The 13,898-nt window shown below is 62.8% G+C and carries 11 protein-coding genes and 1 pseudogene; 4 read left to right on the forward strand and 8 right to left on the reverse strand.

Annotation, left to right across the window (positions count from 1 at the left end; all coding sequences use genetic code 11):
• Nucleotides 1-3: 3 nt before the first annotated feature.
• The 6 genes from ABIC21_RS02695 to ABIC21_RS02720 form a co-directional block, all read right to left on the reverse strand.
• Nucleotides 4-1,326: a hypothetical protein gene (locus ABIC21_RS02695; protein WP_354348883.1), complete on the reverse strand. Its 1,323-nt coding sequence runs from the start codon at nt 1,324-1,326 to the stop codon at nt 4-6.
• Nucleotides 1,327-1,338: 12 nt separating this feature from the next.
• Entirely contained in the window at nt 1,339-4,293 is a 2,955-nt protein-coding gene (locus tag ABIC21_RS02700) for a tetratricopeptide repeat protein (protein ID WP_354348884.1), read from the reverse strand.
• The gene (locus tag ABIC21_RS02705) at nt 4,277-5,821 is read right to left on the reverse strand and encodes a hypothetical protein (protein WP_354348885.1); all 1,545 of its coding nucleotides are present in this window, start codon (nt 5,819-5,821) and stop codon (nt 4,277-4,279) included. Before ABIC21_RS02705 ends, ABIC21_RS02700 begins: the two co-directional genes overlap by 17 nt.
• Nucleotides 5,821-6,984 carry a hypothetical protein gene (locus tag ABIC21_RS02710; protein ID WP_354348886.1) on the reverse strand — a complete coding sequence of 388 codons (1,164 nt, stop codon included), beginning with the start codon at nt 6,982-6,984 and terminating at the stop codon, nt 5,821-5,823. Before ABIC21_RS02710 ends, ABIC21_RS02705 begins: the two co-directional genes overlap by 1 nt.
• 145 nt (nt 6,985-7,129) lie before the next feature.
• Nucleotides 7,130-7,402: a hypothetical protein gene (locus ABIC21_RS02715; protein ID WP_354348887.1), complete on the reverse strand. Its 273-nt coding sequence runs from the start codon at nt 7,400-7,402 to the stop codon at nt 7,130-7,132.
• 366 nt (nt 7,403-7,768) lie between these two features.
• Nucleotides 7,769-8,098 carry a putative immunity protein gene (locus ABIC21_RS02720; protein ID WP_354348888.1) on the reverse strand — a complete coding sequence of 110 codons (330 nt, stop codon included), beginning with the start codon at nt 8,096-8,098 and terminating at the stop codon, nt 7,769-7,771.
• On the opposite strand from ABIC21_RS02720, the gene ABIC21_RS02725 reads away from it, so the two are divergent.
• Nucleotides 8,034-8,804, forward strand: a complete 771-nt coding sequence (locus tag ABIC21_RS02725; protein ID WP_354348889.1) for a transposase — start codon at nt 8,034-8,036, stop codon at nt 8,802-8,804. The two genes, ABIC21_RS02720 and ABIC21_RS02725, sit on opposite strands and share 65 nt — an antisense overlap.
• A gap of 20 nt (nt 8,805-8,824) precedes the next feature.
• Here the strand turns inward: ABIC21_RS02725 and ABIC21_RS02730 are convergent.
• Nucleotides 8,825-9,103 (reverse strand): annotated as a pseudogene (locus tag ABIC21_RS02730) (transposase); the annotation flags it as partial.
• Between the two features lie 323 nt (nt 9,104-9,426).
• Between ABIC21_RS02730 and ABIC21_RS02735 the strand changes: the two are divergent.
• Nucleotides 9,427-9,705: a DinB family protein gene (locus ABIC21_RS02735; protein ID WP_354348890.1), complete on the forward strand. Its 279-nt coding sequence runs from the start codon at nt 9,427-9,429 to the stop codon at nt 9,703-9,705.
• A 1,323-nt stretch (nt 9,706-11,028) separates the two neighbouring features.
• Here ABIC21_RS02735 and ABIC21_RS02740 read toward each other — a convergent pair.
• Nucleotides 11,029-11,940 (reverse strand): MurR/RpiR family transcriptional regulator, encoded by a 912-nt coding sequence (locus tag ABIC21_RS02740; RefSeq protein ID WP_354348891.1) that lies wholly within the window; start codon nt 11,938-11,940, stop codon nt 11,029-11,031.
• Between the two features lie 107 nt (nt 11,941-12,047).
• On the opposite strand from ABIC21_RS02740, the gene ABIC21_RS02745 reads away from it, so the two are divergent.
• Both ABIC21_RS02745 and ABIC21_RS02750 read left to right on the forward strand, forming a co-directional pair.
• Nucleotides 12,048-13,448: an MFS transporter gene (locus ABIC21_RS02745; protein ID WP_354348892.1), complete on the forward strand. Its 1,401-nt coding sequence runs from the start codon at nt 12,048-12,050 to the stop codon at nt 13,446-13,448.
• Nucleotides 13,445-13,897, forward strand: coding sequence for a GAF domain-containing protein (locus tag ABIC21_RS02750; RefSeq protein ID WP_354348893.1), 453 nt, complete (start codon nt 13,445-13,447; stop codon nt 13,895-13,897). Before ABIC21_RS02745 ends, ABIC21_RS02750 begins: the two co-directional genes overlap by 4 nt.
• Nucleotide 13,898 lies beyond the last annotated feature (1 nt).

The raw sequence follows: 13,898 nt of genomic DNA on the forward strand, positions 1-13,898 counted from the left end.
CCGTCATTCTGAACCACCACCGTCGAGCCAATCCACCGCGCGGAGCTTCTCGGCGAAACGCCGGTAAAAGCTCGGGCGCTTCAAGTAGCCGCCGTGGGCGCTCAAGAGAGACAAACCACTCGAGTAGGACTCGTCGTTGACGCCTTCCACGATGCCAGCGGCGCTGTAGCTGAGGAAGTCGTTGTAATCCCACACGTTCCACCAATGACCCAATCGATCGCGCGACGGAGCCGGGGCTGCTTGATTGCGTGGTGGATGCGACACGAAAAGGTCGAGTTCCTGGAAGAGTCCGACCTGAGATGCGGTCGCGCACCAGAAGTCGATGCGAAGTTGTGCTGCGTCGGGCTCGCGCTCGAGGAAGCTGGTTGCCAGGTCGTAGACGATCTGGCCACCCATACTGTGCGTGACGACGATCATTGGCTCGTCGGGCACCAGCCGATGAGATGCAGCGCGCCTCATCGTTTCAAGCACCGCAGCGGGGATGGGACCGGGATCTCCCGGCGTTCCGCGCCCGGCCAAGTACACGAACACATCTCCGAGGAAGGTGGTGACGGCATCGTTCAAGGGCCCTCGGACCTCGGCCATCGCGCGTGACAGCACGAAGCCGGGCACATGTGTGAGTCGGCTCACGGACTCTGAGACGCGTTGCCGCCACGCCGATGGCCAGCCTTGACCTGCCCCCAATCCGATCAGTGAATCGGTTGGCCCCTGATACCGGGCCTCGACGAGCCCGAAGAGGTAGTCGACTTCCGCGTCGAGGTCCTCGCACCCCTCGACGCCCGCGCGCGTTGAGGGGTCACGCGCAACCTCGTCGGCGGCAATGGCCCAGGCCGCCATTCTCCTCTGTGCAGCCGCACACGCATCGGCATCGCCGACTTGCGTTCCAGCGAACGAAGCGAGATCCTCCGGCATTGCAGCGATGAGCAGATCGCTGAGTTCATCAGACCCGAGGTCCCTCAACGTCGAAGCGTCGACGGCCTGCGCGGGCCCGGAGGGTGCCAGTCGGTCCGGTTGCGCGAGTTGCCCCGACGGAAGCCCGAATGGATCGAAGGAGCCGGCGAACTCGGCCATCAACGCTGCGGAGACACGATCGCCGTCACCCGCCCCCAAACCGAAGAGCCGTCCGCGCGGTCTCGCAAGCCCGCCGAGTGGCGAGGATGCAGCGAGGTCGCCCCAGTACGCGATCTCCACCGCGACGTCATCCGGCCGATCGGTGATGACGGGCGCGATGTATTCGCGAAGCAACGTCTCGATCGCTTCCCAGGACTCCCGATAGCCGGAGCTGTTATCGCGCGTGGCGACACCGTGAACGTAGACGATCGGCATTTCCACTCCTACTCATCGTCGTGTGGCGTCCCCTGGTGGAACGCCCGGGCTCGAAAGCTCGCGGATCCGGTCGCTGAGATGCCTGAACGCCGTACGGCTCACCTCGTAGTCGATCTGTTCGAGGAGTTGTGCAGCCGCGAGGTCGTTCCGGGCCACAAGGACCGCAGCTAGGCTCAGGTGGCGTTCGGAACCGTGCAGCGCGCCAAGGCCCCGCCGGTAGGTTGACTCCGCCAGATCGGGCTGGTTCGAAGCCAGCAGGGCCAACCCGAGGTCGAAGTGCAGATACTCGGTATCGGCGGTGTCTGTGGAGACCGCGTTGATGTAGAGCGGGACGGCGGCGGAAGGATTCCCCAGCGAGTAGTGACACCACGCCAGAAGACCAAGGTCATCCGCACCGTAGACCGACTCGGAGCTCAACTGCCTGATAATGGCTTCGAAGTGTTCGCGAGCTAATAGGTCCTCGCCTTGGAGCCGGAGGGCATCCGCCAAACCACGCCGATGCCACGAGTTCTTCGGCTCCTGGCGCCACGCCCCGTCATAAGCTCTCTGGGCCTCCCTGAGGCGCGTCCGGGCACTTTCGTCGAGATGGGGCGGCTCACCCGGAATCCGTTCGGCGATGTCGACGAGGACGGCGTTCTCTAGTGCCCAGCCGAATTCGAACAGCGTGCCGGCGGACGGATTCGAATCCTGGAGGGGTCGGAGGACCTCCGCTGCGTCGGCCCACTGCCCGACTTTGTTGAGGGTCTGGCCGCGGACGAACCGCACCCACCCGTCCTCCAACCCGAGGTCGAGGGCCAGGTCCATGGCCAGGGCCGTCCGGTCCAGTGCTGCGTCGTATTTCTTCTCTGCGGCGTCGACCAGCGCGACGTCGGCCAGCAGAGCGGGTTCGCGCGCCCCCGACGTAAGCACACGATCTGCATAAATTCTCGCTCGCGCTGGCTTGCCCAGATCAAGGTAGACGTACAGCAGGCCGGTCATCGCTCGGACCTCGCGTGTGTCCAGTTCAAGCGCGCGCAGAAGACAGTCCCGCGCCTCCGTCGGATTGCCTGCCAGTCGCAGTGACTCGCCGCGCCGGATGAGATCGTCGACGGTCCCTGCCCCGGCGGGTTCTATGTCAGCGAAATCCAACGTACGAGCGGCCTCATCATAACGACCGAGACGGAACTCAAGATCGGCCAGCTCCCTACGGAGTGCAACGGCGCCGCTGTCGAGTTGAAGCGCGGCGCTATACGCTTCCAGCGCGTCCTCCCCCGACCCTTGCGCGCCCAGCGTTCGTGCGAGCTCCCAGTGTAGGTCTGGAATGCCGGGATGGGCTTCCAAGTCCCCGCGCAACTCGGCCAGCGCTGCATCCAACTCCCCTGCCTGCCGAAGGGCAGCGGCCCGTGCCACCATCGCCCACGCCGGCGGGTCCTTTCGTTTGAGCAACGCGTCGACGAGTTCGAGTGCAGCGTCATTCTTGCCGTTCCGCAACAGCAGGTCAACGCCGAGTTTCACCGTTTCCTCGTCGGCGGGATCCAGCTCCAGGGCGCGCTGCACAGATTGCAGTGCCGCTGCGGGCCGATCCATCTCGTCCTGGACCGCGGCCAAGCCTCTCCAGGCGTCCGGCCATTCGGGCGCCAACCGAACGAGCTCCTGGAAGGTGGACTCCGCCGCCGGGGAATCCCCACTCTGCTGGTACACGTATCCCATGACCGCGAGAGCGATCGGATGTGTCGGCTCGCGATTCAGCGCGGCCGTCGCCTGTTCCCGGGCTGCACCATGGTCGCCAGCCTCGAACTCCAAAGCGGCCAGCTCCGCCATTACCCACGGCATCTCGTCGGAGAGCTCGAGGGCGCGGAGAAGGTCGGCCCGCGCATCTGCCGTCCGCCCGAGTGCCCGAAGCACCTGGCCGCGTGTGCCGAGGTTCCACGCATCGACGGGCCCCCGTTCAACCGCTCTGTCCAGCAGCGGCAAGGCCTCGTCGAAGTCACCTCGGGCGCGCAAGACGTCCGCCTTCATGCCCATGGCAAAGACATCGTCGGGGAAGTGCGCCAATATGGCGTCCAGCGCCTCGACAGCGCGCTCGTACTCGCCGCTGATGCGCAGGATGTCCGCCTTTGCCGCCAGGGCCCTCGGATTGGCGGGCGTCAGCAGTAGCACGTCGTCGATGACTTTGAGCGCGCTCACATTGTCGCCCAGCAGGCGCAGAGCGTCCACCAGGACCAGCTGCGCGTCGACCCTCGCGGGCCCCGCTTCCTTAGCCGAGGTCGCAACCTCCACCGCTTCGTCTAGTCGACCTACCGCTAGGAGTGTGCGAGCCGCGGCCAGGTAGGCCTCGTAAGCACGCGGATCTCCGCGGGCCCACAAGCTGTCTCCGAGTAGGCGCATGGTGGTGGGATCGTCGCCATTCCCGTCGGCACTGAGGATCTCACGCAGGATCGACTCCGCCTCCTCGGGCCGGTCGCTCTTCAGCATGATGCGAGCCAGGCGATGATGCGCCTCGTGGGACGCGTCGCCCTGCTCCACCGCCCGCTTCAACGCTCGCTCCGCATCCGCCGTCCTCCCGAGGATGTCCAGCACAGCGCCGTAGTCCGCCCATGCGTACGTGGCGACGTCCCGCGAGCCGGTGACCAATTTGAACACGCCGAGAGCTCGCTCCAGCAGACCGGCTTGGTCAGCCGTGGATCGGCCGGACGAGTCGAGGAGCTGCGCGCGCAGGCTCAGAGCGGAGGCCTCGATGACGCTGAGGTCATCCGTCTCCTCGCGCCCGAGTGGTCTCGACCTCCGCAGCCGATCGATATCGACGAGGATCGTGTCAACGGCCGACTCGGCAGCCTTACTGCGTCCTGCCTCGGCATCGGTCCGCGCGCGCTCAAGGTCCAACCGCAGCCCCGTCGCTTCGACCGCCGACGACCAGATGCGTGGCCGCATCGTGGTGGGGCGCAACCTGGCGCCCCTTCTGGGGGTGCTGTCATCGGGTACGTTCATCTCGTTTTTCCTCCCGGTTCGTGGGACCCCTCGGCGTCAACCCTCGCCCCGAGCTGCGCCTCCAGAAGCCGAGCGCGGCGATGGCAAGGTCGCGGGAGCTGCCTTGCGACGTGAAGCGCTGGTACCACGCGGCATTCAGCACGTCGCGCACCGTCTGCTGCTCCGGGGAAACCTTTGACAGCGCCAAGTCCAACGTCTCCCGATCCGTCAGGGACGGCCATTCCATCGCTGCATGCCACCTGCGCGCATCGAAGCGAATTTTACCTCCCTTGGACCCGAGGAACTGGTTCATGTAATCGGACCACGCCGTCACGCGCTCGCCCGTAGCAGGCCGCGGCTCGCTTCCGACGCCGTTGTGCTGAATCGATGCCTCCCACTGGTTACGGAGGGCACCGATGAATTCCTCGAAGATGGCGTCTTCATCCATGAACGCCAGCGTCGAAAGGATCATGCGCACCCGCTCACTGTCGGAGAGGCTGTCTGGCAGATTGGCGATCGACGCCGGCACGGGCTCCAGCTTGGTGAACATGCTGGCAAGTGCATACGCCGGCCCCGCAGTGAAGGTAGCGAACGCGTCTGCCAGCGCAACTCGCAACTCGCCAGCCGACACCCCGGGCGGTCCAGGGTACTTGGCGACGAGATCGTTCTCGTCCACCACGACCAATCCGAACTGATACGCCGCCAACGGCACCGCCCAGACGGTCCAGTCGGGAAACCCCAGGCGGATCATGCGCGAGACGGACCTTACCGTGGCGCCTGCACGACCCGGAACGGCCATCGAGTGCCACAGATCGTTGCTGCCGATGTAGTAGATCTGGCGAATGAGTTCATCGGCCATGACGCAGACGTCGCGGTTGTATTCCGCCTCGTCCTCCGTCTCGTCCTCCGCCTCGTCCTCCCCCTCGTCCTCACCCTCTTGAAGGGGAGAAGGAAGCAGCCCGCCAAGGCCTGTGTCCCTGAGGGCGAGGCCGCCAAGGAACTCCACGTACTCCGAGAACAGTGCGTCGCTCTGGTCACGAATCAATTTGCGGTAGGTCTCCCACGCCTTGCCCGGTACTGTTTGGTCGATGCCGTCGATCGTGCTGATGAGGACAACCGCCTCGTCGTGGAAGCTCTGGTCGACATGGCGGTCGAATGGGTCAGCGGCAAAGGACGACCATCGCGTGCGCATCGCGCGAGCAATCTTCGCGGTGCTCGCCGCCTGCTTCTCGATCCGATCGATCTGAGCAAGCGCTTCCTTGACACTCTCCACAACCTGCTTGAGGTTGCCCCTCTGCATCTCTCCTTGCGGCTGGATGGTTTTGGCGTTGCTGAGCGCGGTGTCGAGACGTGTCCTGATCACATCCCTGATACTCGCCCTGAAATCATCGTCGCGCTCGAAGAGCATGGTCAGGCGGTGGATGTCCGAGCGCCGCCCTGCTACGAAGTCTTTGGCTCTATCCACCTGTTCGAGGTTGGTCCGGATTGTCTCCAATCTCATTCGAAGAACCACATCTCCTTCGTCACCGACATCGACCGAGTGGTCCATTACGCCTCCTTGACTACGCGCTTGATGAGGGCAAGCGCCTTCTTCTCGAGGGATGCGGGCTCGCTGCCTTCCAGACGGAGCCGCCATGCCGTGCCGATGACGTCGCGAACGGTCGTCGAGGCTGGCGGCATCGGAGTTCCCTCGAGAAAGTAGCGCTCGAGGGAGTCACCAATCGGTTTGCCGTGAAGAGCAGGCTTCAGAGGCCCTATGCCGATCTTCCAAAAGCGGCTCACCAGGGCGTCGAGCCGTATGACGGACGCCCTGTCGACCTCGACGGTGACTCCCACGCTCGAGGCCTGCCAGAACCAGGCCGAACGCAGCGCCTCGGTTTCGGTGCGGTAAGGATGCTGGAACCTTCCGGCTCGCTCATCCATCCGGCGAAGTGTCTCGAGGACCAGATGGATCCGCTTGTCCACTGACGGATGCGTGGCAGTCGATGATCTGCCGTCCTCGAACACGATCTCGGTCCTCGCATCCTTGGGGTCGAACCTGCTCAACACGAGCGCCGCCCCGTACGCCGGCCCGATCGCGCAGGTCGCGAAGAAGTCGGCGAAGAGTTCCTCACGCTGGCGGGAGCTGCCGCCTTCTACCAGCACTGCCCGCACTGGATTGTGACTCGGCTGCCCGGCGCCGCTGGTGTCGAGCGTCTGCGCAATCACATGACCCATCTCGTGGAGCGCCACCGGCAGCGACCAGAACCCACGTGCGGAGCATCGCAGGCCGATCACTCCCGTGCGGTACGATGTCCTATCCTCGGATCCAGGAACACTGAGAGCCCGCCAGTCCACGGGCAGGCCATCGGTCACTTCCGCTAGGAGATGGTCCGCTACCGCGCACAGACCCCCATCGGCGCCCCGATCCCGCAGAATTGCTCCCGCAGCGAGTGTGAGACATTCCGAAGCCAAGGCGTCGACGTCAGCCTGGTGTTCTCTCATCCGCTTCCACAACTCGGCGGTGGAGACGGCGACTGCGTCGTCCAGCATGCCAACCAACGCGTCATCTCTGGCGCGGATGGCGCGACCAGCCGTCCGCAACACAGCGTTTGGGACCGCCTCAGTCACAAGTTGGTCCGCCATCAGAATTGTCAGCTGCTGCAGGTCTGCTCTTGCCTGGACCCCACGCTCTATGACGACACGTCTCGAGATATCCACGTCGATGATCATGTCCCCGCCGAAATCCGCCAAACCACAGCGATATCTGTCACAGCTACCACTGGAGAACGGGCCTGTATTCGGTCTTCATTGGCTTCCTCACCCACCCTTGGAGCTGGGGATGGCCGCGGGATTAACTGTCCGGAAAGTGACTCTGTCATGGCGCACCTGCCATTCCATTCTCTGGGATGATCTCTCCGGGCCGCCTCGGGCTTCCCCAGGCCTCCAGCGTAGGCTCGGCCCCATCTGCTTCCGAGGCAAACCTCCCAGCGTCCTCTGGGAGGTTGAAGATGAGCGGCTCGACTTGGCCCATAGGCGAATGGATCATGGTGGTGCCCTGTCCGGACAAGGCACTGCCACTCAGCAGGCCCGCGGCCTCGCCGAGAACAGCCTGCAACCGCTCCAAGCCGGCGTTCACTTCATGGTTCATGATTTTGTTCCTGGTTCCCACCGGACCGAATCGAACCCCGCTAGTCGGGCGCCGGTCCTCGACTTTCGATGACCATAAGGCCCTGACCGTTACCACGGCGTTACGGCCCGGTTGTCACTCAATCCATCCCCTGTTGTTGCAAGGACGAATGACCACCCGCATACAAGCCGCAGGTACCGCTCCAGCAAGTTCCCCACGGGCAGCTGAGGGACCACTAAGGCGGAGCCTGGATATCTGAACGTCACGTCTCCCTCGCAGTACGTGGCGACGCCGGACAGGTTCCCGACCTTGTCAGCTGTGCGCGTGACGGCCGCCCTGACATAAGACCACTGGCTCAGGTCCCAGCCTCCGATCCCCCGCTGGGGATCACGGCTCGGCCCTCGCCCAGCACGCTAAGTCCCAACCACACCTCACATAGTCATGTGCGATCGGCATTTGCGATCGGCGTCCCGGTCCCGCCAGGTTTGCTTTTGCAGCGTACGTGGCCGCGTGCCGTGAACGGTCAAACATGTGGGCGACTGCTGCAGCCTGACCGGCAACACGCGCGGCCGCTACAGCATCCGGACGCCCGCTTCGATCGCATTGCGAGCCGCCGCAGGGGCTTCGAAGGCAGCGATACGACAATCGGTCGTTGGGAAACTTCGTCACACTCCCAGGCCCGCAGGGATTCGATTCCCGCACTCTGCCGATTGTCATTCGGCCGGCGATCCTCGAACACGGGCAGGCGCGTTCTGCGCACAGAGGGACCAGGGCCGCGATCAGGATTCTGCTTGCCCCCCGGTCCCTGCTGGATCACCAACGCACCGCGAACCGCAACGCCCTCACGGCCCTGCTCCGCGGCACAGATCTCGGAATCGACGCCCGGGCATCCCTGCGGGACACACAGATCACCGCCATCGCAGCCTGGCGGACCTCAAACAGCACCGACCCCGTGATCCGAATCGCCCGCGCCGAGGCCAAACGCCTGGCCCTGGCCGTCAAAGACCCAACCGGCCGGCTCGGCGAAAACCACAAGGAATTGGCCCAGCTCACCGAAGAATTGGCGCCGGGGCTTCAATCCGTCCCGGGGGTCGGGCCCGTGACAGCGGCGATCATAATCTGCGCCTACTCCCACCACGGCCGCATCCGCTCAGAGGCGGCCTTCGCCGCACTCGGCGGTGTCGCCCCGCGGCCTGCCTCCTACGGCAACACGACCCGGCACCGACTCAACCGCTCCGGAGACCGCCAACTCAACCGCGCCTTCGACGTCATCGTCCGCACCCGCATGAGCTTCAACCCCGACACCAAGGACTACGTGACACGCAGCCGCGCAACCGGAAAATCAAACCGCGAGATCCGCCGCAATCTCAAACGCTACGTCTGCCGCTCCATTTTCCGCCAGCTGCAGACCATCATGGCTTGACAGAACCCATAGAAGAGTCATTTTGGGTTGATGTCCCTCGCCAGATAAGCAGCAGCCCGGCGCAGAATCTCATTCTCCTGCTCCAACAGGCGGTTGCGCTTCTGCAGCTCCCGCATCTCGGCCGACTCGGCCGATGCCGGGCCGGCTCCGGAATCTTTACGTTCGGCGATGGCCATCCACCGTTTCAACGTCGTGACCGAAAGCCCGAAATCCTTGGCAATCTGCGCCAGCGGCGCCCCGCCCTTGCGGGCCACATCAATAACATCCTGGCGGAACTCCGCCCCATAAGCCGTGGGCATGGTCAACATCCTTCCACGAGCACTCGCTCGCTAGGTCAAGGAGTCAACAAAACCGTGGGCAGTCCCTTTCTCCGCACACATGGGTGGGTCCGATGACGCACACCCGACTCCGCGAGCCGAGGGCCTGTCCACCAACGACTACTGCGCCCTGCTGCCCCGCCGCCGCTACACCCACCAGGCCCACGAGCTGATCCTGAAGCTGCCCCGCACCGGCCTCGTCGTCGTCCCGACCAGGGACCACAGCTGGTCACGCTGCTTCCCAAGGAGGACCCGCTCACCTGGGCTGGCGTATTCCCTTCCTGTTCAGCTTCGGCCTGGTCATCGTGGGCATGTTCACCCGGCTCCCCGAACCCGTGCTCGAACGGCTCCTCAAGGACATCGCCGGCGCTTGGAACACCCGCGGCACCGACACGGGCCTCCTCATCAAAGTGACCGACGGCGGTCTGGCGTTCGGGGATGCTACGTCGGCGTCGCCGACGGTGGTCTCAGGACCGCTGGCGTCCGTCGTCAAGTGGGCGGCCAGACGGGGCAGCGCCAGTGTGACCGCAGTCGACGGCGCGGCTGCGCCTGTGGCGGTTCCGGCCGCCGCGAAATGGATCTGAGCCCCACCGCCTCAGCCCATCATGACCAGGAATGCCCCCTCAATCGAGGGGGCTTTCCTCACATCGCGTTCAGCCGAGTCGACAAACCCAATGCATCCCGCGCATGAGTATTTCAAAGACGCTACGAAAGAGTCCGAGAAGTTGTCAGCCAAACCCGATCTGGATCGTCGAGGCAGTTTGATGCCCGGGGCGGTGCCAGCCCACCCGGCTAACTGGCGGGAAGGCCATGGCAGCAAAGCCCACCGGCTCCTGCAAATCGCCCTCGAGGCCAGCCCCACCTACAGACTGGCCAGGCTCAGCAACCAAATGATCTGATCCGGATCGGTTGCCATGTCATGCCGTTCCCCCGCGTCCCTGCATGAACAGGTATCAGAACAGAAATTCCGGACCCGCCGCGACCCTCGGTCGACCTAAAGAATAATCAGCAAGTCATGATGTACGCGGCCCTAGCCACCATGAAGTAGTGAACGCGAAAACCCAACCAAATAGGTCTATCCGGGACCCCACACACGCGGGACATCAGATAAGAGGCGGGAGTGTGCACAATGTGCACACGAAAAACACCAAAAAGCCCCTGAGCAGGGAAAACACGTGCCCGAGGTGGGACTCGAACCGGGTTCCAGCACCTGCAAACACTGGACTCCCGCCAAAACATACGGAATCCAGCCCAGTCCGGCACCAGTACGGCCCAGTCCGAGACCCAAAGTGTGGACACTGTCCACACCCCCAGTTCTCCCCACCAGAGGCCTCCCCCAAACTGCCGCACCCCGCATTCACAGGGTGCGGCATTTCTCTGTCTTTGCAGCGTTGACCCGTCGCCGGATTCCACGATCGGTAGCGGCACGGTCATGCTCTCGCTCGGTGCGGGCTCTTGCACAGGCTGCGCAGGACTCTTCGTCACTAGGCTTTTCATATCGCTACCACCTCCGCTCATCCCCTTCATGGTCCGCAGCGTCGAGAGCCGCATGACCGCGCCTGCACAGTTGCCATCCACCGGCCACGGAGGACACGGTCCGAGCGCCAGGGCCACAGGCTGGATCAGCGCGCACTTTTCTCCCTGGACGAACTGGCCCATGGGGTTCGCTGGGCCGGGTTGTCGGACTAGTGCAGCTTCTGCGGCTCCAGGGACGTTCAACTATTGTCGGAGGCGAACGGGCGCAAAATATGATGGACCGCGAGTGTACGGTCCGCGACGACGGCGCGCCGAAGTCGGTTTCCTCCGCGCTCTCCTGGACCTGATCGGCAGGTACGGGCACACCGGCTTCTCGGGGCCTTCATGTAAGTCCAGGATCCTCCAAACCTGTTTCGGGCAGGTAGGCCGATTTAGCTCAATGGCTGTATGCGTGGTACCGAACGGTGCAGGAGCTTGAAAGTTTGCCAGCTGTCCTCCGTGGCCGTAAGACTCTTTCGGGTTCGGGCTGGATTTACTCTGGCCAGTGTCGCCACGATCCCCTGTTGGGCCGCCATTGCAGCGGTCAGGGACGGAAAAAATGACGTCCCTTCCGCTGGGGTCAGTACGATTTCATCGGCTGATTTTTCAAGTGCGGGCGAAATGTTGTCCGCGAGGACGATTACCTTGGCGCCGCGCGCCTTTGCCTCGGCCGCAGCTATAACGGCGACGTCGTAAAGCCTCCAGTAGGAGCAGACGACGAGGGTATCGGCTGCGGTCATTCTGGCGATGTGGTTGGCGATCATCGTGGGACTGTCCAAGAGCTGTCTGACGGGATAACCCGCAATATGCACGTTATGGACGAGGGCATGCCCGATGGCGGCGAAACTCCCCTGGGCGGTGACGTATATATTTTCTGATGAAGCGAGGATCTCCGCGACCCGCGTGATGCGTTGTTCGTCAAGATTCCGCAGTGACGTCGCGAGAGAATCGGCGTCTTGCCGCAAAGACGCCCGAAAGGGTGATTCCTCGGTGCTGTGTGTTTCGGAAACTTCCAGCATGGACAGATGCGCAAGGTATCGCGATCGAAGGTCTCGTTGCAGGTCGGGCCATCCCGCGTAGCCCAAGCGCTGGGCGAGTCGTGTGACGCTGGAGACGCTCGTCCCGGCCAGCTCCGCCAGCTCCGCGGCGGGAGCGAAACTCGCCTTAGCCGGCTGACTCATCATGAGACTGAACACCTGTTGAGTACTGCCCCCTAAGTCCCTGCCCGGCAGGAGGGAACGCAGCCAGTCATCGACGGAATCAGCATCAGCTGCAGCCGCTACATGGTCCGGATCAGATGCCACACGAGTTCCTATCTGCAAAGATCTTTGCACATGTCTATTGCTTGCACGGTTTCTTGCACCTAGCATGGCAGATCATGTGCACTTACATTAGCCCCTGAGGAGAAAACGTGTCCCTTTCTGCCCGGCTTGACCGGCTGCCGCTAAGCAAGCCGCACTATGCTCTATTGCTGATTGGAGGGCTCGGATACACCTTCGACGGAATGGACAGCGCCATCGTGGCTTTCCTCATGCCCGATGTCCGAGAGGTCTTTTCCCTTTCGTCCGGACAACTCGGGCTTGTAGCCTCGGCGTCTCCTTTCGGTTTCCTTTTTGGTGCCTTGCTTGCCGGATACCTTGGCGATACCTTGGGCCGGAAAAAGGTCATGATGTATGCGTTGGCGCTGTATGCGACGGCGTCGTTGGTTGCGGCGCTCTCCTGGAACTTCGAAATCTTCCTCATCGCCCGCGTACTAGCCGGGCTCGGGGCCGGAGCGGAGAGCGCCATCATTGCCCCGTTCCTGTCAGAGTTCGTGCCGAGCCATCGGCGTGGCTGGTTCATTGGGGCGTTGGCCGGATTCTTTTCCTTTGGTTTTGTGGCCGCCGCCCTTATCGGCCGCTTCGTCGTCCCGGTGTTTCCTGAGGGGTGGCGTTGGGCGCAGGTAATTACCTTCCTTCCGATTGTCATGCTGCTTTGGTGGCGGCGTTCCCTACCGGAATCTCCACGTTTTCTGCTGAACGCAGGAAAACACGCCGAGGCCGAGAGGGTGGTTCTCGACTTCGAAAACAAGGTCTTGGTGTCCACCGGCAAGGAGCTGCCGGCGACCGATCCGAATCATGCCGAGGAGCCCGAACCTGAGAAGTACTCCTTCGGGAAGGCCTTCAAGTTTCTGTGGGGTCCTCAAATGTGGCGGATCACTTCCGTGACCTGGCTTATTTGGTTTGTCATCACGTTTGCCTACTACGGCTTCTTCTCCTGGATACCGACGCTGCTGATCAGTAAGGGGCTGACTATCACCACGAGTTTCACCTTCTCGCTGTATATCTACCTTGCACAGATCCCGGGGTATTTCAGTGCTGCCTGGGTCAATGAAAAGCTCGACCGCAAGTACACAATCGCCATCTATCTTGTCGGATCGGCGATCAGCGCGTTCTGGCTGAGCTCCATGACCGATCCCGTCTGGATCACTGCCGCAGGTATCTCACTGTCCTTCTTCCTCAACGGCACCTACGCCGGCGTTTACGCCTATACCCCGGAGGTCTACCCGACCTGGCTGCGAGCAACGGGTGTTGGGCTGAGTTCCTCCTTTGGCCGGGTGGGGTCCATCACCGCACCGCTGCTTATCGGAATGTTCGCAGCACAGTGGGGATTCGCCGGAGTCTTCGGCTTGACTACAGCCGTGCTTGCCGTCGGAGTCATTTGCACGTTGCTCTTCGCGGTGCGCACGGCGGGGAGATCCCTTGAGGACATCACGATCAAAGAAACTAACACCAAGCCAGAGATCAAAGCGAAGGAAGGAGCCCGTCCGTGAGCGATATAGAACGCCTGAATCTGCAGGTAGTTGAGCAGGCTGTAAAAGAAGAGGTCGGATTCAAGCTGTTTACGATCCTGGCCTTCAGGGACCAGGGACGTGAGATGGAGAGGATCTATTCCTCTCATCCCCGCGAATATCCCGTGGGGGGACGAAAAGATGTGAGCCGTGACGTGGCCGCCGACTGGCTGGACGCCTGTCTGGTGTCGCAGAGGCCGTTTTTCGGGCCGACCCAAGCGGATGTGGAACGGATATTCAAGGACGCAGACACCATAACCAGCCTGGGATGCGGATCGATTATCAATGCCCCGATACTCCGGGGCGGTACCACTGTCGCAGCGTTAAATGTCCTCGACGCTGAAGGAGCTTACGTCGAGCAGGACGTTGACAAGGTGATGGAAATTGCACGGCTTTACAGCACCATAATTTTAGAAGCAACAGGAGAATAAC

This window comes from Pseudarthrobacter sp. PvP090 (genome assembly GCF_040547365.1).
GTDB lineage: Bacteria > Actinomycetota > Actinomycetes > Actinomycetales > Micrococcaceae > Arthrobacter.

Excerpts from the sequence above, each read along its gene's own strand:
- ABIC21_RS02715 (WP_354348887.1), bottom strand. The coding sequence starts at position 7,402 with ATGAACCATGAAGTGAACGCCGGCTTGGAGCGGTTGCAGGCTGTTCTC.
- ABIC21_RS02705 (WP_354348885.1), bottom strand. The coding sequence starts at position 5,821 with ATGGACCACTCGGTCGATGTCGGTGACGAAGGAGATGTGGTTCTTCGA.
- ABIC21_RS02720 (WP_354348888.1), bottom strand. The coding sequence starts at position 8,098 with ATGACAATCGGCAGAGTGCGGGAATCGAATCCCTGCGGGCCTGGGAGT.
- ABIC21_RS02700 (WP_354348884.1), bottom strand. The coding sequence starts at position 4,293 with ATGAACGTACCCGATGACAGCACCCCCAGAAGGGGCGCCAGGTTGCGC.
- ABIC21_RS02695 (WP_354348883.1), bottom strand. The coding sequence starts at position 1,326 with ATGCCGATCGTCTACGTTCACGGTGTCGCCACGCGCGATAACAGCTCC.
- ABIC21_RS02710 (WP_354348886.1), bottom strand. The coding sequence starts at position 6,984 with ATGATCATCGACGTGGATATCTCGAGACGTGTCGTCATAGAGCGTGGG.